Raw genomic sequence first — 23,500 nt, 5'->3', positions numbered from 1 at the left:
CGTGAGCAAGTCCCTGCAAGCCATTCGTGGCATGAACGACATCCTGCCCGAGCAGACGCCCCTGTGGCGCTATTTCGAGGGCACCGTGGCGCGTCTGCTGGATAACTACGGCTATCGGCAGATCCGCATGCCGATCGTCGAGTTCACCGAGCTGTTCAAGCGCTCCATCGGTGAAGTGACCGACATCGTCGAAAAAGAGATGTACACCTTCGACGACCGCAACGGCGATTCCCTGACCCTGCGCCCCGAAGGCACGGCGGCCTGCGTGCGTGCGGTGCTCGAGCACGGCATCACCGGCGGCGGTCAGGTACAGAAACTCTGGTACGTCGGCCCGATGTTCCGTCACGAGCGTCCGCAGAAAGGCCGTTATCGCCAGTTCCACCAGATTGGCCTGGAGGTGTTCAACCTCGAGGGTCCGGACATCGATGCCGAGCTGATCGTCATGACCTGGCGCCTGTGGGGCGAGCTGGGGCTTCGCGATGCGGTCAAGCTTGAGCTCAACAGCCTGGGCACCAGCGAGTCCCGTGGCCGCTACCGTGAAGCGTTGGTGGAGTTTCTTTCCGCCCACCTGGACAAGCTCGACGAAGACAGCCAGCGCCGTCTGAAGACCAACCCGCTGCGTGTGCTCGACACCAAGAATGCCGAGACCCAAGCGGTCCTGGTCGACGCGCCGAAAATGGCCGACTACCTCGACGACGAATCCCGTGCACACTTCGAAGGGCTGAAGGCGCGCCTCGACGCCGTGGGCATTCCTTACGTGATCAACCCCAAGTTGGTCCGTGGCCTGGACTACTACAGCAAGACCGTCTTCGAGTGGGTCACCGACAAACTCGGCGCCCAGGGCACCGTGTGTGCCGGCGGCCGCTACGACGGGCTGGTTGAGCAGATGGGCGGCAAGCCGACCCCGGGCGTGGGCTTTGCCATGGGCATCGAGCGCCTGGTGCTGATGCTTGAAGCCTTGGACAAGGTCCCCGAAGAACTGGCCCGTCAGGTCGACGTCTACCTGTGCGCCTTTGGCGAGGCCGCCGAGCTGGCAGCCCTGTCGTTGAGCGAGCGGATCCGCGACCAGTTGCCCAACCTGCGCCTGCAGATCAACGCCGGTGCTGGCAGCTTCAAGAGCCAATTCAAGAAGGCCGACAAGAGCGGTGCGCTGTATGCACTGATCCTCGGTGACGACGAACTGGCCCAACAAGTGGTAGGTTTCAAACCCCTGCGTGGCCAGGGCGAACAACAAAGCATTGCCTGGGATGCGCTTGCTGCACACCTGGCCACCTGCGTCGTGCAGGGTTGAAGCTGTCAAACAGCCGATTTAGCGATTAAGGAGTATTGGGGTGTCGAGTACCGAAGATGAACAGCTGGCGGATTTGAAGGACTGGTGGACGCGCAACGGCAAGCCGCTGGTCACTGGCGGCCTGTTGGCGCTGGTCATCGTGTTCGGCTGGCAGGCCTACCAGAAATACCAGAGCAACCAGTCGCAAGGCGCCTCGGTGCTCTACCAGCAATTGCTGGAAACCACCCTGACCCCGGACGGCAAGCCTGACGCTGCCCGCGTGGCGGACCTGGCCGGCAAGCTGGACAAGGAATTCGGCGGCACCGCCTACGCCCAATACGGTCGCCTGTTCGTGGCCAAGGTGGCGGTGGACAGCGGCAAGCTGGACGACGCGGCCACCGAGCTCAAGGGTATCGTCGACAAACCGGCCAACCCGACCCTGGGCGAAGTGGCGCGTCAGCGCCTGGCGCAGGTACTGGCGGCACAGAACAAGGCCGAAGACGCCTTGAAGCTGCTCGACGGTGATGCCGACAAGGCATTCCTGGCGACCCGCGAAGAACTCAAGGGCGACCTGCTGGTACAGCTGGGCCGTGCCGATGAGGCCCATGCGGCCTACCAAAAAGCCAAGGCTGCGCTGTCGGATGAAGCCGCAGTCGGTGGCCTGCAAATCAAGCTGGACGACCTGGCCAAAGGGGATGCGTGACGTGATCCGTTGGAAACATGCAGCATTGCTGGCTCTGGCCATTCTGGCCGCGGGTTGCAGCAGCAACAGCAAGAAAGAACTGCCTCCGGCCGAACTGACCGACTTCAAAGAAGAAGTCGTGCTGCAGAAGCAGTGGAGCCGTTCCATCGGCGATGGCCAGGGCGAAACCTACAACATGCTGGTGCCGGCCATTGACGGCGACACCATCTATGCAGGTGATGTCACGGGCGTGGTGATGGCGATGGACCGCACCAACGGCGACGTCAAATGGAAGAAAGATCTTGAACTGCCTGTTTCCGGCGCCGTTGGCGTGGGTTATGGCCTGGTCATGATCGGCACGCTCAAGGGCGAGATCGTCGCCCTGGACGCGAGCAGCGGTGAAGAGAAATGGCGCGCCCGCGTGACCAGTGAAGTGCTCGCACCGCCGGCCACCAACGGTGACGTGGTGGTGGTCCAGACCCAGGACGACCGTCTGATCGGCCTGGATGCCGCTACCGGCAACCAACGCTGGTTGTACGACAGCACCCCGGCGGTACTGACCCTGCGCGGCACCAGCGCACCAGTCGTCACCAACCGCCTGGCGGTGGCTGGTTTGTCGACCGGTAAAGTGGTGGCCCTGGATATTTCCAACGGCGTGCCGGTCTGGGAACAGCGCGTAGCGATCCCGCAAGGTCGTTCGGAGCTGGAGCGTGTGGTCGACATCGACGGCGGCTTGCTGCTGTCTGGCGGCACACTGTACGTCGCCAGCTACCAGGGCCGCGTTGCAGCATTGGACCTGGAAAGCGGTCGTCCGCTGTGGCAGCGCGATGCGTCCAGCTACGCCGGTGTCGCCCAAGGCTTTGGCAGCGTCTACGTGAGCCTGTCCTCGGGCACCGTCGAAGGTGTTGACGAGCGTTCCACCACCGCCTTGTGGAGCAACGACTCCCTGGCCCGTCGTCAACTGTCGGCCCCGGAAGTGTTCTCCAGCTACGTCGCAGTGGGTGACCTGGAAGGTTACCTGCACCTGCTCAGCCAGGTGGACGGTCGTTTCGTCGGCCGTGAGCGCATCGACAGCGACGGCCTGCGTGCCCGTCCGCTGGTGGTGGGCAACATGATCTATGTGTATGGCAACAGCGGCAAACTGGAAGCCCTGACCATCAAGTAAGACTATGCTTGGGGCTAATCCCCCAAGCGGCCTTGTTCACAAGGTTTGCAGGGCTTGCACAGACTGCCCCGAGCACCAGCCGCTGCCTCGCAGCGGCTTTTGTATTTTCTGAAATAACGAAGTGGAGAGCCGCATGGTTCCCGTAATCGCCCTGGTGGGCCGACCGAACGTCGGCAAGTCCACCTTGTTCAACCGCCTGACCAGGACTCGCGACGCCATTGTCGGCGACTTGTCCGGTCTGACCCGTGATCGCCAATACGGTGAGGCCAAGTGGCAAGGGCGTACCTATATTCTGGTCGACACCGGCGGCATCTCCGGTGATGAACACGGCATGGACGAAAAAATGGCCGAGCAGTCGCTGCTCGCCATTGAAGAAGCCGATGTGGTGCTGTTCCTGGTAGACGCCAAGGCCGGTTTTACCGCCGCCGACCAGATGATCGCCGAGCATTTGCGCAAGCGTAACAAGCGTTCCTACGTGGTCGCCAACAAGGTCGACAATATCGACCCGGACATGGCCCGCGCCGAATTCGCACCGTTGGGCATGGGCCAGGCGATCCCGATCGCCGGCGCCCACGGTCGTGGCATCACCCAGATGCTGGAAATCGCTCTGGAGAGTTTCCCGAAAGACGACGTGGAAGAGCCGGAAGAGGGCGAGGAAGAGATCGTTGCCGAAGGCGAGGAAGCCAAGCGCATTCCTGGCCCGAGCGAAAAGGACGGGATCAAGATCGCCATCATCGGCCGCCCGAACGTGGGCAAGTCGACGCTGGTCAACCGCATGCTCGGCGAAGACCGGGTCATCGTCTACGACCAGCCCGGCACCACCCGCGACAGCATCTACATTCCCTTCGAGCGTAACGAAGAGAAGTACACGCTGATCGACACCGCCGGTGTGCGCAAGCGCGGCAAGATCCACGAAGAAGTAGAAAAGTTCTCCGTGGTCAAGACCCTGCAGGCGATCAAAGACGCCAACGTGGTGATCTTCGTGATGGACGCCCGCGAAGGCGTGGTCGATCACGACTTGAACCTGCTGGGGTTCGCCCTGGAAGCCGGTCGTGCGTTGGTCATCGCGATCAACAAGTGGGACGGCATGACGCCGAGCGAACGGGATTTCGTGAAGATCGAATTGCAGCGTCGCCTGTTCTTCGTCGACTTCGCCGATATCCACTTCATCTCGGCTCTGCACGGCACGGGCGTGGGCAACCTCTACGCTTCGGTGCAGAACTCGTTCAAGTCGGCGGTGACCCGCTGGCCGACCAACCGCCTGACCCAGATCCTCGAAGATGCGGTAGGCGAGCACGCGCCACCGATGGTCAACAACCGTCGGATCAAGCTGCGCTACGCCCACTTGGGCGGCGCCAACCCGCCGATTATCGTGATCCACGGTAACCAGATCGAGAAGGTGCCCAAGTCGTACGTTCGTTACCTGGAGAACACCTACCGTCGCGTCCTGAAGCTGGTCGGCACGCCGATCCGCATCGAGTTCAAGGGCGGCGAGAACCCGTACGAAGGCAACAAGAACACGCTCACCGACCGCCAGGTCAACAAGAAGCGCCGCTTGATGTCGCACCACAAGAAGGCCGACAAGAAGCGCCGCGACAAGCGCTGATCCAGTCTGGATCTGGATCTGGATCTGGACCTGTGGACCTATGGAACTGTGGGAGCAAGGCTTGGCCTCACAGTCTTGCCTACCACAGCTCTGGCTCCCACAGGGCATGAGTCTTCAGCATGAGAAGGGTGCCCTGGGTGGCGCCCTTTTTCATGCCCGGCGATTGGGCTATCCTCGAGCTCTCCCGCGCCGCACCAGAGCCGGGTGCAGAGCAGGGACCCTCCATGATCACCAGCAAGTTGCCGAATGTCGGCATCACTATTTTCACCCAGATGTCCCAGCTCGCCGCGCAGACGGGCGCGCTGAACCTGTCCCAGGGCTTTCCCGATTTCGATGGCCCACAGGCCCTGCGCGATGCGGTCGGCCGGCACATTGCCCAAGGCCATAACCAGTATTCGCCCATGACCGGCCTGCCGGCGCTGCGCCAGCAAATCGCGGCGAAGATCGCCCGCAGCTACGGCGCCAGTGTCGATGCCGATCAGGAAGTCACCGTGACCCCAGGCGCGACCCAGGCGATTTTCTGTGCCATTGCGGCGGTGGTCCACAGCGGCGACGAAGTGATCGTCTTCGACCCCAGCTACGACAGCTACGAGCCCGCCGTGCTATTGGCCGGGGGGCGTTGCGTGCACGTGCCATTGGGCCTGGATGATTTCGCCATCGACTTCGAGAAGCTCGGCGAAGCCCTGAGCCCGCGTACACGCATGATCATCCTCAACTCGCCGCACAACCCCAGCGGCGCCCTGATCAGCCGCGCCGAACTGGATCAATTGGCGACGCTGATTTGCGACCGTGACATCTACCTGGTCAGCGACGAGGTCTACGAACACCTGGTGTTCGATGGCGTCGCCCACGCCAGTGTCCTGGCCCATGAAGAGCTATACCGCCGCGCCTTCGTGGTCAGTTCGTTCGGCAAGACCTACCACGTCACCGGCTGGAAAACCGGCTACGTGGTGGCGCCAGCGGCCCTGACGGCGGAACTGCGCAAGGTGCACCAGTACGTCAGCTTCTGCGGCGTGACGCCCTTGCAGTACGCCCTGGCCGACTATATGGCCGAGCATCCGGAACACGTCGATGAGCTGCCGGACTTCTACCAGGCCAAGCGCGACCTGTTCTGCGATTTGCTGGCCCCGTCGCGGTTCAGCTTCAAGCGCGTGACCGGCACTTATTTCCAGTTGGTGGACTATTCGCAGATTCGCCCGGACCTGAATGACGTCGACATGGCGGTGTGGATGACCCGTGAGCATGGCGTGGCGACGATTCCGATCTCGGTGTTCTACCAGCACCCACCACAAGGCCAGCGCCTGGTGCGCCTGTGCTTTGCCAAACGCGAGGAGACGCTGCGCGAAGCGGCGCAAAAGCTATGCGTGATTTGAGTACATTGCCAGACCTCGACATTGCCCTGGTCCAGACCACCCTGGCCTGGCACGACCGCCGGGCCAACCTGGAACATTTCGAAGCGCTGCTTGAGCAGGCGCGCGGGGCTGACCTGATCATCCTGCCGGAGATGTTCACCACCGGTTTCTCCATGGAATCCGAGGCCCTGGCGGAGCCGGAGAACGGCCCGACGCGCCAATGGCTCAAGGCCCAGGCTGCGAAGCTGGACGCGGTGATCACCGGCAGTGTGATCATCCAGGCCGCTGACGGCAGCCATCGCAATCGCCTGCTCTGGGCGCGGCCGGATGGAGAGGTGCTGCATTACGACAAGCGCCATCTGTTTCGCATGGCGGGGGAGCACAACCACTACACCCCGGGGGAGCGACAGGTGCTGTTCGAACTCAAGGGCTGGCGGATTCGTCCGCTGATTTGCTACGACCTGCGCTTCCCGGTCTGGAGCCGCGACGCCGAGGACACCGACCTGCTGCTGTACACCGCCAACTGGCCCGGGGCGCGGCGTCTGCACTGGAATCGGCTGTTGCCGGCCCGGGCGATCGAGAACCTGTGCTACGTGGCGGCGGTAAACCGTGTTGGCACCGACGGCAAGGGCTTCGCCTACACCGGTGACAGCCAGGTGCTGGATTTCCAGGGCGAGAGCTTGCTCAGCGCCGGCGAGGCGGATGGTGTGTTCAAGGTGTGCTTGAACGCAGCGGACCTGGCGGCGTATCGCACGCGGTTTCCGGCGAACCTGGATGCCGACTCGTTCGAATTCATCTAACTGAAACGTTTCAACCCTTCAGGAACGGTGTTGCGTGCCGATAACCGGTCAGCCAAGGAGAAGTCCCTATGACCAGTATCAGCGCAACCACCGTCAACCCTTATCCATTGTCAGCCCCTAAAGTCTCCATCCGTGGGGCTGAAGAAGAGAAAGCGGTCAGTCCAGTGGCATCGACTGACAGCAGCGAAGACAAAGACAAGAAATTGGAAGTCGACACCAGCGGCGCGAATATCGCAGGTGCGGGTGGCAGCAGCGGCAGCGGCGATGTCATCGAACAACTGAAGAAGCAGATCGAACAGACCGAGAAGTTGCTGGCCGAACAGCAAGCCCAGCTAGCTCGGGTGCAAAAAAGCCGGGCTGATGAGGAGCAGAAAGCTCAGGAAACCATGGCGATCCAGACTCAGATCATGGCGACCCAAGCCACATTGCAGACCCTGCAGGCCGCTCTGTTGCAGGCAATGACTGTCTCGATCGATACCCATGCCTGACATTTTGGTTGTCTGACAGACCGCCATCGCGAGCAAGCTCGCTCCCACAGGGGGGGGCAGCGCCGCTATCCAAATGTGGGAGGAGCAGAAAGCTCAGGAAACCATGGCGATCCAGACTCAGATCATGGCGACCCAAGCCACATTGCAGACCCTGCAGGCCGCTCTGTTGCAGGCAATGACTGTCTCGATCGATACCCATGCCTGACATTTTGGTTGTCTGACAGACCGCCATCGCGAGCAAGCTCGCTCCCACAGGGGGGGGCAGCGCCGCTATCCAAATGTGGGAGGAGCAGAAAGCTCAGGAAACCATGGCGATCCAGACTCAGATCATGGCGACCCAAGCCACATTGCAGACCCTGCAGGCCGCTCTGTTGCAGGCAATGACTGTCTCGATCGATACCCATGCCTGACATTTTGGTTGTCTGACAGACCGCCATCGCGAGCAAGCTCGCTCCCACAGGTGGGCAGCGCCGCTATCCAAATGTGGGAGCGAGCTTGCTCGCGATGAGGCCCTACCAGACCACACAAAACCATCAGCCAAACAAAAAGGCCCCGGGGTTCACACCCCGGGGCCTTTTTGATTTTTCAGCGACCGATCAGGCCGCTTTGGCTTCCGGCTGGCTCAGGGAACGGTTCAGTGCGCTGAACAGCGCCTTGAAGCTGGCAGTGGTGATGTTTTCATCGATGCCCACGCCGTGCACCGCACGCTCGCCGTTGACCCGCAGTTCGATGTACGCCGCCGCCTTGGCATTGGTGCCGGCGCCGATGGCGTGTTCGTTGTAGTCCATGATCTCCACCGGAATTGGCAGGCCGGCCACCAGGGCTTCCAGCGCGCCGTTGCCCTTGCCGCGCCAGTGCAGGTTGGTCTCGCCCTGGCCCTTGCTCGCCACTTCCACTTCCACGGCGCTGTTGCCGTTTTCTTCCTGCAGGCGATGGCTGACCAGCGCGTACGGGGTGTTGGCTTGCAGGTATTCACGCTGCAGCAGGGCGTGGATCTGCTGGGCAGTCATTTCCAGGCCCAGGCGATCGGTTTCGCGCTGTACCACCTGGCTGAACTCGATCTGCATGCGACGCGGCAGGCTGATGCCGTATTCCTGTTCCAGCAGGTAGGCGATGCCGCCCTTGCCCGACTGACTGTTGACGCGAATCACCGCCTCGTAGCTGCGGCCAATGTCGGCCGGGTCGATCGGCAGGTAAGGCACTTCCCACAGACCGTCCGATTTCTGCTGGGCGAAGCCCTTGCGGATGGCGTCCTGGTGCGAGCCGGAGAACGCGGTGTGGACCAGGTCGCCAACGTACGGATGACGCGGGTGTACCGGGATCTGGTTGCATTCCTCGACCACTTTGCGCACGCCGTCGATGTCGGAGAAGTCCAGCTCAGGGTTGATACCCTGGGTGTAGAGGTTCAGCGCCACGGTCACCAGGTCGACGTTACCGGTGCGTTCGCCGTTGCCGAACAGGCAGCCTTCGACACGGTCGGCGCCGGCCATCAGGCCCAGCTCGGTAGCGGCTACGCCGGTGCCACGGTCGTTGTGGGTGTGCAGGCTGATGAGCACGCTGTCACGACGGGTGATGTTGCGGTGGAACCACTCGATCTGGTCGGCGTAGATGTTCGGCGTGGCGACTTCCACGGTAGCGGGCAGGTTGAGGATCACCTTGCGCTCTGGCGTCGGATTCCAGACTTCGATCACCGCGTCGCAGACTTCCTTGGCGAACTCCAGCTCAGTGGCGCTGAAAGTCTCTGGCGAGTATTCGAACTGCCATTGGGTTTCCGGTTGCTGCGCGGCGTATTTGACGAACAGCTTGGCCGCGTTCACCGCGATTTCCTTCACGCCTTCCTTGTCCTGGTTGAACACGATGCGGCGGAACGACGGGCAGGTGGCGTTGTACAGGTGAACGATGGCCTTTTTCGCGCCGCGCAGGGATTCGAACGTACGGGCGATCAGGTCTTCACGGGCCTGGGTCAGCACCTGGATGGTGGTGTCGTCCGGGATGTGGCCTTCTTCGATGAGGGTACGCACGAAGTCGAAGTCGGTCTGCGAAGCGGCTGGGAACGAAGCTTCGATTTCCTTCACGCCCACCGCGACGAGGGTTTTCCAGAAGCGCAGCTTCTTGACCGCGTCCATCGGCTCGATCAGCGACTGGTTGCCGTCGCGCAGGTCGGAGCTGCACCAGATCGGCGCGGCGGTGATGGTCTTCGACGGCCAAGTGCGATCCGGCAGGTTGATGGTCGGGAAGGCGCGGTATTTGGAAGACGGGTCTTTGAGCATGCTCATGGGGAAATCCTTATTGTCGTGGCCGGAAAAAGGCGGCCTGCCGGTGGTTCGATGGGGGTGGCTTCACAGCCGGGACGAGGTGCCGCGATTCAGCCCGGCAGTCGTGCGCTGACGAGGCACAGGCTGCGGTGCTGGCGAAGCTGAATGAGGGTGTGAGAGGTTTTCATGCCTTCAACCCTAACCGCGTGAGGAGAGGATCGCAAGCAGTCGGAAAAAATTGAGATAAGTTCTGCTTTTAGGCGGGTTTGCGAGATTTAATCGCGTGAATATGAGGTATTTGTAGTTTTATTGCGTCGATGCTTGTCACTCGGCAATCCATGACGAAGAGTTGCGATGCCGCTGGCCCTTTCGCGAGCAAGCCCGCTCCCACAGGGGAATGTTGGCGATCTCAAAATCAACGCTGTACCTGTGCAAGCGGGCTTGCTCGCGAAGAGGCCAGTGGCCTCACCGAAAATATTCAGGGTTGAAACGCCCCGATAAAAATCGCCGGATCCACCCGCGCATCGTTCAGGCTGATGTTCCAGTGCATGTGCGGCCCCGTCGCGCGGCCGGTGGCGCCGACCTTGCCCACCACGGTGCCCCGGGCCAGTTGCTGGCCGACCTTCACGTCGATCTTCGACATGTGGCAGAACATGCTGATGAAGCCCTGGCCATGGTCGACGAACACGGTGTTGCCATTGAAGAAGTAGTTGCCGGTGAGGATCACCTTGCCGGCGGCCGGGGTCTTGATCGGCGTGCCGGCGGGCACGGCGAAGTCCAGGCCGGCGTGGGGGTTGCGCTCTTCGCCGTTGAAGAAGCGGCGCACGCCGAACTTGCTCGACAGCGGGCCGTCGACCGGTTTGTCCAGCAGCAGGTTGCTGGGGATGTTCGGGCTGAAGCTGCGATAAGCCTTCAGTTGCACCGCCAGCTCGGCGTCGATGCGCTTGAGGTCCGCCGGGTTCGGGTTGACCTGGCGCTTATTCTTCAGGGTGATGTGTTGCTCGGGGTACTTCTTGTAGCCGACCACGAACGGCTGGGTGCCGCCGCCACTGCTGATTTGCTGCGTGCCGGGCTGGACCGTCAGCGGGATGCCGACAATCGCCAGCCAGTTGTCCTGTTCCTTGACCACCAGCACCGGCTTGCCCTGGTAACTGGCTTTCGGTGCCTTGGCGGCGCTGCCCAGGTCCACCACGGCCACGCCGCCGGGCACTGGTTTGTTCAGCAGGCGGGTGATGTAACTGTCGGCGTGGGCGTTGAAGGTCAGGCACAGCAAGAGCAAGGGGGCGAGATATCGCGGCATGAATCAATCCAGTAAAGAAAGGGTGACCGGCGTCAGGTGATTGTCTTCGACCCGTACCAGCAATTCGCCTTCGCCGAGCTTGGCGGTCAGGCGCTGGCCGGTCTGGGTTTGCCCGGCACTGCGGATCGCCTGGCCGCGTTCGTCGAGCAAAATGCTGTAGCCGCGGCCGAGGGTCGCCAGGGGGCTGACAATGTGCAGCGTCTGCATCTGGTTGTGCAATTGCACGCGGCGCGTCTTGAGGCCTTCGCGCATGGCCCGGGGCAGGCGTTCGGCCAGGCTGTCCAGGCGCTGGCGCAGCAATGCCAGTTGTCGGCCCGGGTGTTGCCCGGCCAGGCGGGTTTCCAGGCGGATCAGGCGTTCGCGGCGGGTATTGAGGCTGCGCTCGAACGCCCGGCGCATGCGCATGTCCAGGTCGTCGAGGCGCTGGGCTTGCTGGCGCAGGCGTTCGCCGGGGTGACGCAGGCGTCGGGTGAGGCCTTCGAGACGCAGTTGATCGCGCATCAGCCGGTCACGCATGCGCATCACCAGCCGGCGATGCAGGCTTTCGACCCGACGCACCAGGTCGCCGGCATCCGGGGCCAGCAGTTCGGCGGCGGCGGACGGGGTCGGGGCGCGTACGTCGGCGACGAAATCGCTGATGGACACGTCGGTCTCATGGCCCACGGCGCTGACGATCGGCGTGACGCAGGCATCCACCGCCCGGGCCACGGCTTCTTCGTTGAAGCACCACAAGTCTTCCAGCGAACCGCCGCCCCGGGCCAGGATCAGCGCATCGAAACCACGGGCGTCGGCCAGCTTCAGGGCGCGGACGATTTGTGCGGTGGCTTCGCGGCCTTGCACGGCAGTGGGAATCAGGGTCAGGGCAATCTGCGGCGCGCGGCGGCGGAATACGCTGATGATGTCGCGGATCACCGCTCCCGTGGGTGAACTGATAATGCCGATGCGTTGCGGATGGGCCGGCAACGGCACCTTGCGTTCGGCGCTGAACAGGCCTTCGGCGCTGAGCTTTTCCTTCAAGGCATCGAAGGCCAGACGCAGTGCGCCATCGCCGGCCGGCTCGACGGTGTCGAGGATCAGTTGATAGTCGCCACGGCCTTCGAACAGCGAGACCTTGCCGCGCACTTTCACCGCCAGCCCGTCTTTCAAGGCCTGGCGCACCCGCGCGGCATTCTGCCGGAACAGCGCACAACGCACCTGGGCACCGCTGTCCTTGAGGGTGAAGTACACATGGCCGGAGGCCGGACGGGCGAGGTTGGAGATTTCGCCCTCGACCCAGATGTTGCTGAACACGTCTTCAAGCAACACCCGCGCACGGCCGTTGAGCTGGCTGACAGTCAGGACCTCGCGGTCCAGGCCCAGTCGGGCAAAGGGATCTTTAATCATGGGCGGCATGATAAGGGGATTCGCCGGTGGTGTGCAGACAATTAGACCGGGTTGCCTGCATCGCGAGCAAGCTCGCTCCTGCAGGAGATCTATGTCGCACTGAAGATCAAATGTGGGAGCGAGCCTGCTCGCGATAGCGATAGGCCAATCACCACAAATGCTGGAAGTAACCCCCCGCATCTGGCTAAAGTCGCCGCTTTCGCCATCAAGGAAGTACCGGATGAGTCTTCTCCCATGGTTGGGCCAGTGGGCATTTGCCCCCACGCAATGGCTGGTGATCGGCTCGGCCATTGCCCTGGCCTATATCGTCTTCGGTATCGCCGGGTTCGGCACAGCGCTGGTGGCCGCGCCCATTCTGCTGCTGTTCATGCCCCTGTCGAAAATCGTCCCGCTGCTGGTCTTGCTGGATTTTGTCGCGGCCTTCGGCAACTTGCTGCCGTCGCGCCGGGACGTGTCCCGGCCGGAGCTGCTGCGGTTGTTGCCGTGCATGGCGCTGGGCTGCACCCTCGGGGTGATTTTCCTGCTCAACCTCAAGTCCGACCTGTTGCTGCTGCTGATGGGGGTGTTCATCAGTTGCTATGCGATCTACAGCCTGCTGATCAAGACCCGGCCGACGCAGTTGTCATCGCTGTGGGCGGTTCCGATGGGCACGGTGGGCGGGATGTTCGGCGCGTTGTTTGGCAGTGGCGGCTTTTTATATGCCATCTACCTGAACAGTCGCTTGCCCAAGGACCCGGCCCGAGCCACGCAAAGTGCCCTGATCAGTTGCAGCACCGTGGTGCGCCTGAGTCTGTTTATCGTGGCCGGGGTCTATGCCGAGCTACCCTTGTTGGTACTGGCGCTGTGTTTGTTGCCGGCCATGGCGCTGGGGTTGTGGGTAGGGCGTCGCTTGACCATGAAGATGTCGCGAGAGGCATTCGTGCGGCTGGTCACCTGGCTGGTGCTTGCCAGCGGCCTCGCGTTGATCGGGCGCTACCTGAGTGCTTGACCTGGCCCCGCCAGGGATTAAGCTGCCGGCCTTTGATCAGACCCTGCCAGGGAAACAGCCAGGCCTCGCCATGAACTCGCAAAGCATCATCGTTCCGAAAATTTCCACCCTGCCGGTCCACGAGCCTCGGGCCCGGGCGATCGTGCGCTGGCTGGTGCGCAAGAATATCGTCGAAGAACAACTGACCACCTGCGGGCGCACCGGCAATCGCATGGCCCACGCCATCGCCCCTGGAGCCCGCGAGGTGGTCCTGCATCCCGAAGCCTTGCCGTTCGGTGAAGCGATCAATGGCCTGGAGATCATCACCAAGCGCTGCATTTATACACCGGCCAAGGGCTTTCTCGAAGAAGCCGGTTGCGCCGAGTGCCGCAAGGAAGTCGGCGAAGCGCTGTTCGAAAGCCTGGAAGACTGGATGCCGGCGCGCACCGACAACTTCACTTGCCCAGAATGCGCTCATGAAGACGACATCAACGGCTTCCTGTTCCTGCAGCCCTGCGGTTTTTCCAACCTGGGGTTCATCTTCAACAATTGGCTGGAGGCGGGGTTCAAGCAGGACTTTCTCGATGAATTCGCCGATTGGCTCGATCAGCCGGTGAGTTGGGTGAAGGTGGAGTTGTAAGGACACCGATGAGCGAGTGTGGGAGCGAGCTTGCTCGCGATGGCGTCGGGTCAGTTGGTGCGGTGTTGACTGATACGCCGCCATCGCGAGCAAGCTCGCTCCCACAGGGAATGTGTTGGCAATCGGGCAGTGATTTAGCCCGTCAATCAGCCCGGCAATAATAGACAGAGTTTTACATTGAGCCAGACGGGGTCCATGAGTATAATGGCGCGCTTCCATTTTCCCGCTCGGGAGCCCCCGCGATGCTGCGTATCAGCCAAGAAGCTCTGACCTTCGACGACATTCTCCTAGTGCCCGGTTATTCCGAAGTACTGCCTAACGAAGTCAGTCTCAAAACCCGTCTCACCCGTGGCATCGAACTGAATATCCCCCTGGTTTCCGCCGCCATGGACACCGTGACCGAAGCCCGTCTGGCCATTGCCATGGCCCAGGAAGGCGGTATCGGTATCATCCACAAGAACATGACCATCGAACAGCAGGCCGCCGAAGTGCGCAAGGTCAAGCGGTTCGAGGCTGGCGTGGTCAAGGATCCGATCACCATCGAGGCTGACGCCACGGTCCGGGATCTGTTCGAACTGACCCGCATGCACAACATCTCCGGCGTTCCGGTGCTGCACGATGGCGACCTGGTCGGCATCGTCACCTCCCGCGACGTGCGTTTCGAGAATCGCCTGGATGCCACCGTCCGCCAAGTGATGACGCCTAAAGAGCGCCTGGTCACGGTCAAGGAAGGCACCAACAAGGAAGAAGTCCGCGAGTTGCTGCACAAGCACCGCATCGAGCGCGTGCTGATCGTCGACGACAAATTCGCCCTCAAGGGCATGATGACCGTCAACGACATCGAAAAAGCCAAGGCCTACCCGCTGGCGAGCAAGGACGACCAAGGTCGTCTGCGCGTCGGCGCTGCGGTCGGCACCGGCAAGGACACCGGTGACCGTGTCGCCGCCCTGGTCAGTGCCGGTGTTGACGTGGTAGTGGTCGACACCGCCCACGGCCACTCCAAAGGCGTGATCGACCGTGTTCGCTGGGTCAAGCAGAACTTCCCTGAAGTGCAGGTGATCGGCGGCAACATCGCCACCGGCGCTGCCGCCAAGGCCCTGGCCGAAGCCGGCGCCGACGCGGTCAAGGTCGGTATCGGCCCAGGCTCGATCTGCACCACCCGCATCGTTGCCGGTGTCGGCGTGCCGCAGATCAGCGCCATCGCCAACGTCGCCGCCGCCCTTGAAGGCACTGGCGTGCCGTTGATCGCCGACGGCGGTATCCGGTTCTCCGGTGACCTGTCCAAGGCCATCGTGGCCGGTGCCTCCTGCGTGATGATGGGTTCGATGTTCGCCGGTACCGAAGAAGCTCCGGGCGAGATCGAGCTGTTCCAGGGCCGTAGCTACAAGGCTTATCGCGGCATGGGTTCGCTGGGCGCCATGTCCCAGGCCCAGGGCTCTTCCGACCGTTACTTCCAGGACTCCTCCGCGGGTGCCGAGAAGCTGGTGCCGGAAGGCATCGAAGGTCGCGTGCCGTACAAAGGCACCCTGAGCGCCATCATCCATCAACTGATGGGCGGCCTGCGTTCTTCCATGGGCTACACCGGCAGCGCCAACATCGAAGAGATGCGCACCAAGCCGGAATTCGTGCGTATCACCGGCGCTGGCATGGCCGAGTCCCATGTCCACGACGTGCAGATCACCAAGGAAGCGCCAAACTACCGCGTAGGTTAAGGCTTCCAGCAAAACGTTAATCACCGGGGCTGTTCATTCAGCCCCGAGTTGTTTCTGATTCACTACATGAGAATGAGTCATGGCCCTCGACATTCACGCTCACCGCATCCTGATCCTCGACTTCGGTTCCCAGTACACCCAGCTGATCGCCCGCCGCGTGCGTGAAATCGGCGTGTACTGCGAATTGCATCCGTTCGACATGGATGATGAAGCGATTCGCGAATTCGCGCCTAAAGGCGTCATCCTCGCCGGCGGCCCCGAGTCCGTGCACGAAGCCGACAGCCCGCGCTGCCCGCAAGCCGTGTTCGACCTGGGCGTGCCCGTCTTCGGTATCTGCTACGGCATGCAGACCATGGCTGAACAGCTGGGCGGCAAGGTCGAAGGTTCGGACCTGCGTGAGTTCGGTTATGCCCGCGTTGACGTAGTCGGCAAGAGCCGCCTGTTGGACGGCATAGAGGACCACGTCGACGCCGACGGCCTGTTCGGCCTGGACGTGTGGATGAGCCACGGTGACAAGGTCACCAGGATGCCGGAAGACTTCCACATCCTGGCCAGCACCCCGAGCTGCCCGATTGCCGGCATGTTCAACGATGATCGCCGTTACTACGGTGTGCAGTTCCACCCTGAAGTGACCCACACCAAGCAGGGCGGCCGCATCCTGTCGCGCTTCATCCTCGACATCTGCGAGTGCGAAGCCCTGTGGACCCCGTCGAAAATCGCTGAAGACGCCATCGCCCAGGTGCGCGCCCAGGTTGGCACCGACAACGTGCTGCTGGGTCTGTCTGGCGGCGTTGACTCCTCGGTGGTTGCCGCATTGCTGCACAAGGCCATTGGCGACCAGCTGACCTGCGTCTTCGTCGACAACGGTCTGCTGCGCCTGCACGAAGGCGAGCAAGTGATGGCCATGTTCGCCGAGAACATGGGCGTCAAAGTGATCCGCGCCAACGCCGAAGAGCAGTTCCTGAACAACCTGGCCGGCGAGTCCGACCCGGAGAAGAAGCGCAAGATCATCGGCCGCACCTTCATCGACGTGTTCGATGCCCAGTCCAACAAGCTGGACAACATCAAGTACCTGGCCCAGGGCACCATCTACCCCGATGTGATCGAGTCGGCCGGCGCCAAGAGCGGCAAGGCCCACGTGATCAAGTCCCACCACAACGTCGGTGGCCTGCCGGAAGAGATGAACCTCAAGCTGGTCGAGCCGTTGCGCGAACTGTTCAAGGACGAAGTGCGTCGCCTCGGCCTGGAACTGGGCCTGCCGTACGACATGGTCTACCGTCACCCATTCCCGGGCCCGGGCCTGGGCGTGCGGATCCTCGGTGAAGTGAAGAAGGAATACGCCGACCTGCTGCGTCGCGCCGACCACATCTTCATCGAAGAACTGCGCAAGGCCGACTGGTACCACAAGGTCAGCCAGGCGTTCGTGGTGTTCCAGCCAGTGAAATCGGTGGGCGTGGTCGGCGATGGCCGTCGTTACGCCTGGGTCGTGGCCCTGCGTGCCGTGGAAACCATCGACTTCATGACCGCGCGCTGGGCACACCTGCCGTACGAGCTGCTGGAAACCGTTTCCGGGCGCATCATCAACGAAATCGAAGGCATCTCCCGCGTCACTTATGACGTGTCGAGCAAGCCGCCGGCGACGATTGAGTGGGAGTGAGGTTTGTCTGTACGCTCTGTTCCCTGTTCGGTAGAGTAGTGCCGACAGGGTATCGATAGCGCTTTTCTGCGCAGAGGCAGTTACGGTCTGGGGCGGTTTTGATTCAGCGACGCCAGGCGCTTACGGGCTTTACCCTCAGCCTGAAACAACAAAACCCGCATTGACGGGTTTTGTTGTTTCAGGCGAAGGCGTTGATCAGAAGTCGTAACGCACGTTCGCAGTGAAGGTGTCTGCGTTGAAACCACTGCTGGTCAGGTAGTTGTACGTCCCTCCCACGCTCCACGCGCTCATGCGGTAGTTCGCGCCCAGTCCCAGCTCGTAGCTGTCGCGTGCCGGTGTTGCGCCTGTGGTGGTGAACGGGGTACCGCCGAGCACGAAGGTGGAGGTGGTGCCGGCCTTGTCGCCGATGAAATCGTGCCAGGCCATCAGCTTGGCTTCCGGTTCCAGGCTGCCCACACCTACGTCAAAAGCGGCCGCCAGACGAGCGCCCAGGCCCATTTCGCCGATTTCATAGCGCTGGCTGCCGACGTTGAGGGCGGCTGAGCTACCTTTTTCACGGTACGAATCCATCGATACGTTGGCATAGCGCGCACCGATCTGTGGCTCCAGCAGCCACTGCTTGTCGAGATGGAATGTATAGCCAGCCAGTGCGTTGACGCCGAAGATCTCACTGTCGTAGTCAGCCTTGGCGCGGGTACCGGCGATGTAGCGTTTGGACTCGTTGTCGTTCCAGCCATACATCAGCGAGGTATCGACAAAGAAGTTGTCACGGGACCAGTTGCCGTACAGGGTCAGTGCATGGCCGCTGACGTCGGTTTTGTTGCCCTGGTCGGATTTGACGTCGCTGGTCAGGTAGCTGTAAGCCAAGCCTACAGTGGTATCTGCATTGAGCTTGCCGTCAGCACCCACGGCGATGCCGTTGGTGTTGGCGTCATAGCCGTCGATACCGTGGCGGCGGTCCTGGTTGGCATCGCTGGACAGCGCTTGCAGCCATACACCTTGTTCTGCCAGGACGTCACCAGAGGACAGACCGCTACGCGCTTTGCTGGCGCGGTGGTTGATGGCACCTGCGACCAGGTTCTGACTGTTGGTGGCGGCGTTGATCGCCCCACGGCTGACGTCCGGGGTCAGTGTTTCGGCAAGTTTGGCCAGGTCTTCACTGGTGGCGGCGTTGGCGAAACGCTGGAATACCGGGTCGCTTTCGTCCAGCTGGCCCATGACCGTATTCTTGAACGGATTGATGGCGTTCACCGCGTTGCGCGAACCACGGGCACCCAGCAGGTCTTGCGTGATCACCTCATCACTGCGGGTGGCAACCAGTGCTTTTACGTCCTGGCCTTCAATACCGAAATTTCTCACCTCAAGCAGCGCCGAGGAGGAGACCACGGACAGGTTCTGCGGTTCTTCCCAAGTGCCAGAGTTGATGAGGGTGTAGCGGGTGCCCTGGGCCGAGGTGCGGAAGTCGTCGGAGCGAGCCTGCAGTTCGATCTGGCTGCCTGGAGAGAAGTAGGTATTGCCGGTGACTTTCAGGATCGGCGTGTTGGGCTGTGTGTTGTTATCCAGCAGCAGGCGCAAGCGCGCAGTTTCGCTGTCCATGTCGAGGTCGCCCGCAATCGTAGTCTGCGGACGAAGCAGAGTCAGGCGACCATCGCCGATATCGACGTAACCGGCGCGGATGGTCGAGCCATCGAACATCGCGTCCCCTTGCACCAGCACACCACTGAGGCCCAGCACGTCACCCTTTACTTGCCCTCCTTGCCAGTAAAAATACGAGAAAGATGCATTGTCGTCCGCCAGAATCGCTGCGGTACCGCCCTCGATCAGGCCATTTGTCTGCGTGATGGAGAACATATTGCCGGGGGGGGCCAGGCTGAGAAAATGGATACCGACTCCGTCGGCGGAGATAGTTCCGCTGTTGTTGATATCACTCTTGAAGGGGGCACCTGTCATCTGACCGGTAAAGTGAGCGTTCTCGATCTCGATCCCCGCAGAGTCGATGCCGCGAGCGGTGATAGTGCCCGAGTTATTGATGCGCGCCTGGGTCGAGGTGATCATCATGCCATTGGCATTTTCGCCAGTCACAGTGATGTTGCCGTTGTTGTTCACTTCACCGGCGATATTCGCCAGATACAGGTCCAGCCCCATGGCGCCGTTGCCGCTCACCGTAATGTCGCCATTATTGACCAGATCGCCAGCGACGGTGGAATTGAGGGTCATGGAGATACCGGCCGGGATGTCGCTGGAGTTCGCAGCCGTCAGGTTGATTTTGCCCTGGTTGACCAGGTTGCCCGCCAGGGTCACGTCGGTCAACTCTACACCAGCGTTTTGCGACGTCCCGGTGAAGGTGGCGTTATTGAAAACATCATCGGAGCTGCTGTAAGCCCCTGTGCTCAGGTCGTGGTTGAGGTCGAGTGCGGGGGCGGCATGGACCGTGGCAGTGGTAGCCGCGACGGACAGCGCCAACAACGAGCGGCGCAGGTGGGAAATGTTCAAGGCAGTATCCTTACAGGGCAGAAACTGACAGGGAACAACCCACGCGTCAGCGTCCGTTTTAGGCATCCCTGCCAGCTTGTCAGTGAAGTGCTGATTCAAGCGCGGGCAAATTTACACGATGCTTGTAGGACAATTCATCATAAAAAGAATCAATGACGAAGAAAAAGCTGAAAAATGCGACGCTACAGTTGTTTTTTGCGGCTTTACGGGATTATTCAACAATAAGCGGAACTTCAGGGTCGCCGTTGCGGTCGCGCCCGGGCCAGGCACTAGGGGAAATGGTATTCGGATGTTTTTAAACGGACCTGCCCACCCTTAATCTGAGGATTCTCATGTGCCAACGGAATTCTAACCCATTGGTTCCATGTCGCTTCCCAGCCCTTATCATGGCTTGCTCCTGATACATGGACGCATTGGGAGAGGGGCGAGCCAAGCGCCTGTTGGTACCTATCAGCCAAACTACCTGGAATAATCTGGTCTGCTTCTGCGATGAGATGACGCTGGGGTAATAAGGCGAGTCGATTACGAAAGTCCAGCGGATCCAGTGAACCGTCGAGTGGCGACAGTCCTTTCATCGTCGCCCATAGACGAGGACTGAGATTGCCAGCAAGGGTTTGCACCTGGGTAACATCATTGCGCTGCGCCGCTAACAATAATGCGAGAGCGGCGCCACCTGAATACCCCACCAGTTCGAACTCCCTGTTGCCATATCGCTGTTTTAATTGGTCCAGCGCCTGGCTGAGGCGGGTGACCACTTCCTGGGAGAATCGTCGATTGGTCCAGAGTGCTGATTGACAGTTTGCGGCCACGACGAACTGGCAGGGGCGTGCCAGGTACGCATTCGGTGTCGGATCATCGACCGCCAGCCGTGGCACTAACAGATTGTGCGGGCTCGGATCCAGGCTGGGTTGAGTGGCCGTCGCCCAGGAATGGCCATCGCCTTCCAGATAGACACGCAGGCGAGTTATCTTTTCTGTAGTTTGCGGCGCAAGTATGAGAAGGGGGAAGGCGTGTCCCGGCAGGACCTCCAATTGTCGGCCGTGCTCTTCAGCCAGTTGTTGCAGTGCCTCGCGCGGCGATTGGCAGGCGATGAGAAGCGCGCTGATCATCACCATCCAGATTTTATAGAAGCAGGCCGATGTCCGGCGACAGGGAAAGCATCTACTCATCGTATGTCACAACACGTCTTGGCAATGGGTGAAATTGTCTGGTGATGACAGAGTAGCGATGATTGGGCATCCGGCACTCATCGGCAGTCACTAGCATGAAACACCCTGAAGCCCGCTGGATTGCGGGCTTTTTTGTTTTTGGGTTCAGGCAGTTTCTAGGGCAAAGCGTCGCGTTTGGCGAAGATGCTCGCCATTTGCGCCGCATTCTCGGTCCCCCAAGTACATAGCGGGACGATTGCCTCGGCCAGGCTGCGACCGAGCGGAGTCAGTGCGTAGTCCACGCGCGGCGGCACCTCCTTGTAGTCGGTCCGCGCCAGCACGTGATCGGCTTCCAGGTCTTTCAACTGCTGGATCAGCACCTTGTCGCTGACGCCGGGGATCAAGCGCTTGAGCTCGCCGTAGCGCTTCGGGCCGTCGCGCAGAAAAAACAGGACCAGCGGTTTCCACTTGCCCGAGATGATGCGAAGCGTGGCGTTGAGCCCGCAGCCGGTGTCGCAGATTTCAGTAGATTGGGTCATTTTTTGGATACTTACCAAAAGGTGCATACTTGTCCTTAGGTTATCAGGGCTGCATCCTCGTTCTCAAGCAAACAGTTCCCTGCTTGCATATCACTCCAACGAAGGATGCACGACATGACCAGACTGAATGGAAAGACTGCGGTGATCACTGGCGGCGCTACCGGCATCGGCCGCGCCGCAGCAAAGCGCTTCATCGAGGAGGGCGCGTTTGTCTTTATCTTCGGCCGCCGACAGGAAGCGCTTGACGCCGCTGTGGCTGAGCTTGGGCCCAATGCCCGTGCGGTGAAGGGCTCGGTCTCCGACCAGGCCGACCTCGACCGACTCTACGCGGCGGTGAAGGCCGAGCGCGGAACCCTCGACGTCGTCTTCGCCAATGCCGGGGCGGGAAGCCCGCTTGCCCTTGGCGAGATCACCGCCGAGCACATCGACGAAATCTTCGAGACCAATGTGAAGGGCTTGATATTCACGGTGCAGAAGGCCCTGCCGCTGATGGGCGAGGGCGGTTCGATCATCCTGACCGGATCCAGTGCGGGCACCACGGGCGCCCCGGCATTCAGCGTCTACAGCGCGAGCAAGGCGGCAGTGCGCAATCTGGCGCGGACCTGGGCAGAGGACCTGAAGGGCAGCGGCATCCGAGTGAACGTGCTGTCGCCTGGGCCGACGGCGACCGAACTGGCGAAGGCGGCGCTGGGTGAGGACGGCATGAAGGTCTTCGCCTCGATGAATCCGCTCCAGCGTATGGCCGATCCGGCGGAGATCGGAGCGGTGGCCGCCTTTCTCGCATCGCCGGACAGCAGCTTCATGACCGCCAGCGAGGTCGCCGTCGACGGTGGCCTGGCGCAAATCTGACTCGTTGCGCCCGGGCGGTCACTCGGTTCGATCATTCGGAGCCCGTAGGGCGTGGTAAACCTGAGGAAAATATATGAGCTACGCAATTATTGGCTTCGGCAAGATCGGCCAGGCGCTCGCCAAGGCGTTCGCCCGAAGCGGCATCGAAGTCTGCGTTGCAACCACTCGCGAGCCGGAAAGCTTTGCCGCCGATGCGGCCGCGATCGGCCCCGAGATCATTCCCCAAACATTGGCGCAAGCCGTCAAGGCGGACGTTATCTTTTTGGCCGTCCGTTTCGAGTCGCACCGGGATGTCGCCAGGGCGCTTCCGACCTGGGAGGGCAAGACCCTCATCGATGTGACCAATGCCTACGGCGTGTCCCCTGAGGAGCTTAGAGGGCAACCGTCCTCCAAGGTCGTCGCGCAGACCTTCGTCGGTGCAAGACTGGTCAAGGGCTTCAACCATTTGGCCGCTGCCGTGCTTGGCCAGGATCCGGCCGTACAGGGTGGCAGGCGCGTCGTATTCCTGGCGAGCGACGATGACGATGCCGCAGCGGAGGTTGGCGCGCTTGCGAAAAATCTCGGTTTTTCGCCGATCAAGCTGGGCGGGCTTTCGGAAGGTGGGCTGCTTGTGCAGGCTCGCGGCAATAGCTGGGGTCAACTGATCTTCAAGGACTTGGTCAAGTTCGACTGATAAATCGTGAACGCAACCGTGGCGAGGGAGCGTGCCCTCTCGCCACAGCGTGGCTGTGTCACCAGGCGGTTCAGTCATCTTTCGCTACGATTCCCCGCCTCAACGGGCGTCGAGAAATACTTATCGTCGAACGGCGAGATCCAAACGGGAGCTTCGCCGGCATGCCTCGCGAAACGCTGTCGCATAACGATGCTGAGGAACAGAACAATGGAATATACCTTTACCTTGAAATATCAGTTTGTTGAAGATAACCGTGACTCGGATGAGCTGGTCGAGCGATTGGGTGAAGCTGGCTGCGACGATGCTCTGGTAGGCATTGGTCAGTCTGGTCGGCTGGCGCTTGAATACACTCGTGATGCTCCAGATGCGGCGAAGGCAGTGCTTAGCGCTCTGGGTGACGTCCGTCGCGCGGTGCCGTCGGCCAAACTGATGCATTCGTGACGCAGTGGGCAACCAACGTCCCAACGGAAACTACGGCTTAGTCGAACCACTGAAGCATGTCGTCGCCGCCATTCAGGGCA

19 protein-coding genes and 1 pseudogene are annotated in these 23,500 nt (G+C 61.3%); 14 read left to right on the top strand and 6 right to left on the bottom strand.

Annotated elements, in window-relative coordinates; genetic code table 11:
- The first annotated feature begins 1 nt into the window (after nt 1).
- The 7 genes from hisS (at nt 2) to KGA89_RS05650 (ending at nt 7,363) form a co-directional block, all read left to right on the top strand.
- Nucleotides 2-1,291 carry a histidine--tRNA ligase gene (hisS, locus tag KGA89_RS05680; protein ID WP_003198015.1) on the top strand — a complete coding sequence of 430 codons (1,290 nt, stop codon included), beginning with the start codon at nt 2-4 and terminating at the stop codon, nt 1,289-1,291.
- Between the two features lie 40 nt (nt 1,292-1,331).
- A complete protein-coding gene (locus tag KGA89_RS05675; protein WP_003198017.1) occupies nt 1,332-1,973 on the top strand; it encodes a YfgM family protein in 642 nt (213 codons plus the stop codon).
- Nucleotides 1,966-3,117: an outer membrane protein assembly factor BamB gene (gene bamB, locus KGA89_RS05670; protein ID WP_003198019.1), complete on the top strand. Its 1,152-nt coding sequence runs from the start codon at nt 1,966-1,968 to the stop codon at nt 3,115-3,117. The genes KGA89_RS05675 and bamB overlap by 8 nt, the downstream gene beginning before the upstream one ends.
- 133 nt (nt 3,118-3,250) lie before the next feature.
- Nucleotides 3,251-4,723: a ribosome biogenesis GTPase Der gene (gene der, locus KGA89_RS05665; protein WP_003198021.1), complete on the top strand. Its 1,473-nt coding sequence runs from the start codon at nt 3,251-3,253 to the stop codon at nt 4,721-4,723.
- A 224-nt stretch (nt 4,724-4,947) separates the two neighbouring features.
- Nucleotides 4,948-6,096, top strand: coding sequence for a pyridoxal phosphate-dependent aminotransferase (locus KGA89_RS05660; protein WP_223470873.1), 1,149 nt, complete (start codon nt 4,948-4,950; stop codon nt 6,094-6,096).
- Complete coding sequence (locus tag KGA89_RS05655) at nt 6,084-6,875, top strand: amidohydrolase (protein WP_028237236.1); 792 nt, start codon at nt 6,084-6,086, stop codon at nt 6,873-6,875. The genes KGA89_RS05660 and KGA89_RS05655 overlap by 13 nt, the downstream gene beginning before the upstream one ends.
- A gap of 68 nt (nt 6,876-6,943) precedes the next feature.
- A complete protein-coding gene (locus KGA89_RS05650; protein WP_003198027.1) occupies nt 6,944-7,363 on the top strand; it encodes a hypothetical protein in 420 nt (139 codons plus the stop codon).
- A gap of 596 nt (nt 7,364-7,959) precedes the next feature.
- Here KGA89_RS05650 and leuA read toward each other — a convergent pair.
- The 3 genes from leuA to xseA all read right to left on the bottom strand — a co-directional run bounded on the left by leuA (nt 7,960) and on the right by xseA (nt 12,301).
- Nucleotides 7,960-9,639, bottom strand: a complete 1,680-nt coding sequence (gene leuA, locus KGA89_RS05645) for a 2-isopropylmalate synthase (protein ID WP_003198029.1) — start codon at nt 9,637-9,639, stop codon at nt 7,960-7,962.
- A 457-nt stretch (nt 9,640-10,096) separates the two neighbouring features.
- Nucleotides 10,097-10,918 carry a peptidoglycan DD-metalloendopeptidase family protein gene (locus tag KGA89_RS05640; protein WP_043042538.1) on the bottom strand — a complete coding sequence of 274 codons (822 nt, stop codon included), beginning with the start codon at nt 10,916-10,918 and terminating at the stop codon, nt 10,097-10,099.
- A 3-nt stretch (nt 10,919-10,921) separates the two neighbouring features.
- Nucleotides 10,922-12,301: an exodeoxyribonuclease VII large subunit gene (gene xseA / locus KGA89_RS05635; RefSeq protein WP_024616421.1), complete on the bottom strand. Its 1,380-nt coding sequence runs from the start codon at nt 12,299-12,301 to the stop codon at nt 10,922-10,924.
- Nucleotides 12,302-12,521: 220 nt separating this feature from the next.
- Between xseA and KGA89_RS05630 the strand changes: the two genes are divergently transcribed.
- From KGA89_RS05630 to guaA, 4 genes are all read left to right on the top strand, one after another.
- Nucleotides 12,522-13,289, top strand: a complete 768-nt coding sequence (locus KGA89_RS05630) for a sulfite exporter TauE/SafE family protein (RefSeq protein WP_003198035.1) — start codon at nt 12,522-12,524, stop codon at nt 13,287-13,289.
- Nucleotides 13,290-13,359: 70 nt separating this feature from the next.
- Nucleotides 13,360-13,908: a sugar ABC transporter ATPase gene (locus KGA89_RS05625; RefSeq protein ID WP_214511323.1), complete on the top strand. Its 549-nt coding sequence runs from the start codon at nt 13,360-13,362 to the stop codon at nt 13,906-13,908.
- A 242-nt stretch (nt 13,909-14,150) separates the two neighbouring features.
- Entirely contained in the window at nt 14,151-15,620 is a 1,470-nt protein-coding gene (gene guaB / locus KGA89_RS05620) for an IMP dehydrogenase (RefSeq protein WP_028237046.1), read from the top strand.
- 79 nt (nt 15,621-15,699) lie between these two features.
- On the top strand, nt 15,700-17,277 hold the full coding sequence (guaA, locus tag KGA89_RS05615; RefSeq protein ID WP_003198041.1) for a glutamine-hydrolyzing GMP synthase: 1,578 nt from the start codon (nt 15,700-15,702) through the stop codon (nt 17,275-17,277).
- A 195-nt stretch (nt 17,278-17,472) separates the two neighbouring features.
- Here guaA and KGA89_RS05610 read toward each other — a convergent pair whose 3' ends face one another.
- The 3 genes from KGA89_RS05610 to KGA89_RS05600 form a co-directional block, all read right to left on the bottom strand.
- Complete coding sequence (locus KGA89_RS05610) at nt 17,473-19,770, bottom strand: autotransporter outer membrane beta-barrel domain-containing protein (RefSeq protein WP_223470872.1); 2,298 nt, start codon at nt 19,768-19,770, stop codon at nt 17,473-17,475.
- 269 nt (nt 19,771-20,039) lie between these two features.
- On the bottom strand, nt 20,040-20,879 hold the full coding sequence (locus KGA89_RS05605) for an alpha/beta hydrolase (protein ID WP_223470871.1): 840 nt from the start codon (nt 20,877-20,879) through the stop codon (nt 20,040-20,042).
- Between the two features lie 215 nt (nt 20,880-21,094).
- Nucleotides 21,095-21,457, bottom strand: a complete 363-nt coding sequence (locus tag KGA89_RS05600; RefSeq protein WP_223470870.1) for a winged helix-turn-helix transcriptional regulator — start codon at nt 21,455-21,457, stop codon at nt 21,095-21,097.
- Nucleotides 21,458-21,571: 114 nt separating this feature from the next.
- Here KGA89_RS05600 and KGA89_RS05595 point away from each other — a divergent pair, with 114 nt between their 5' ends.
- From KGA89_RS05595 to KGA89_RS05585, 3 genes and pseudogenes are all read left to right on the top strand, one after another.
- Nucleotides 21,572-22,306: an SDR family NAD(P)-dependent oxidoreductase gene (locus KGA89_RS05595; protein WP_223470869.1), complete on the top strand. Its 735-nt coding sequence runs from the start codon at nt 21,572-21,574 to the stop codon at nt 22,304-22,306.
- Nucleotides 22,307-22,379: 73 nt separating this feature from the next.
- Nucleotides 22,380-22,979 (top strand): NADPH-dependent F420 reductase, encoded by a 600-nt coding sequence (locus KGA89_RS05590; RefSeq protein ID WP_223470867.1) that lies wholly within the window; start codon nt 22,380-22,382, stop codon nt 22,977-22,979.
- A gap of 207 nt (nt 22,980-23,186) precedes the next feature.
- Nucleotides 23,187-23,411 (top strand): annotated as a pseudogene (locus tag KGA89_RS05585) (transcriptional regulator); the annotation flags it as partial.
- Nucleotides 23,412-23,500: the final 89 nt, after the last annotated feature.

It is taken from the genome of Pseudomonas sp. A-RE-22 (genome assembly GCF_019956035.1).
GTDB classification, from domain to species: domain Bacteria; phylum Pseudomonadota; class Gammaproteobacteria; order Pseudomonadales; family Pseudomonadaceae; genus Aquipseudomonas; species Aquipseudomonas brassicacearum.
The sequence above is the reverse complement of the archived record's forward strand: the minus strand, read 5'-3'. Positions and strand labels throughout refer to the sequence as shown.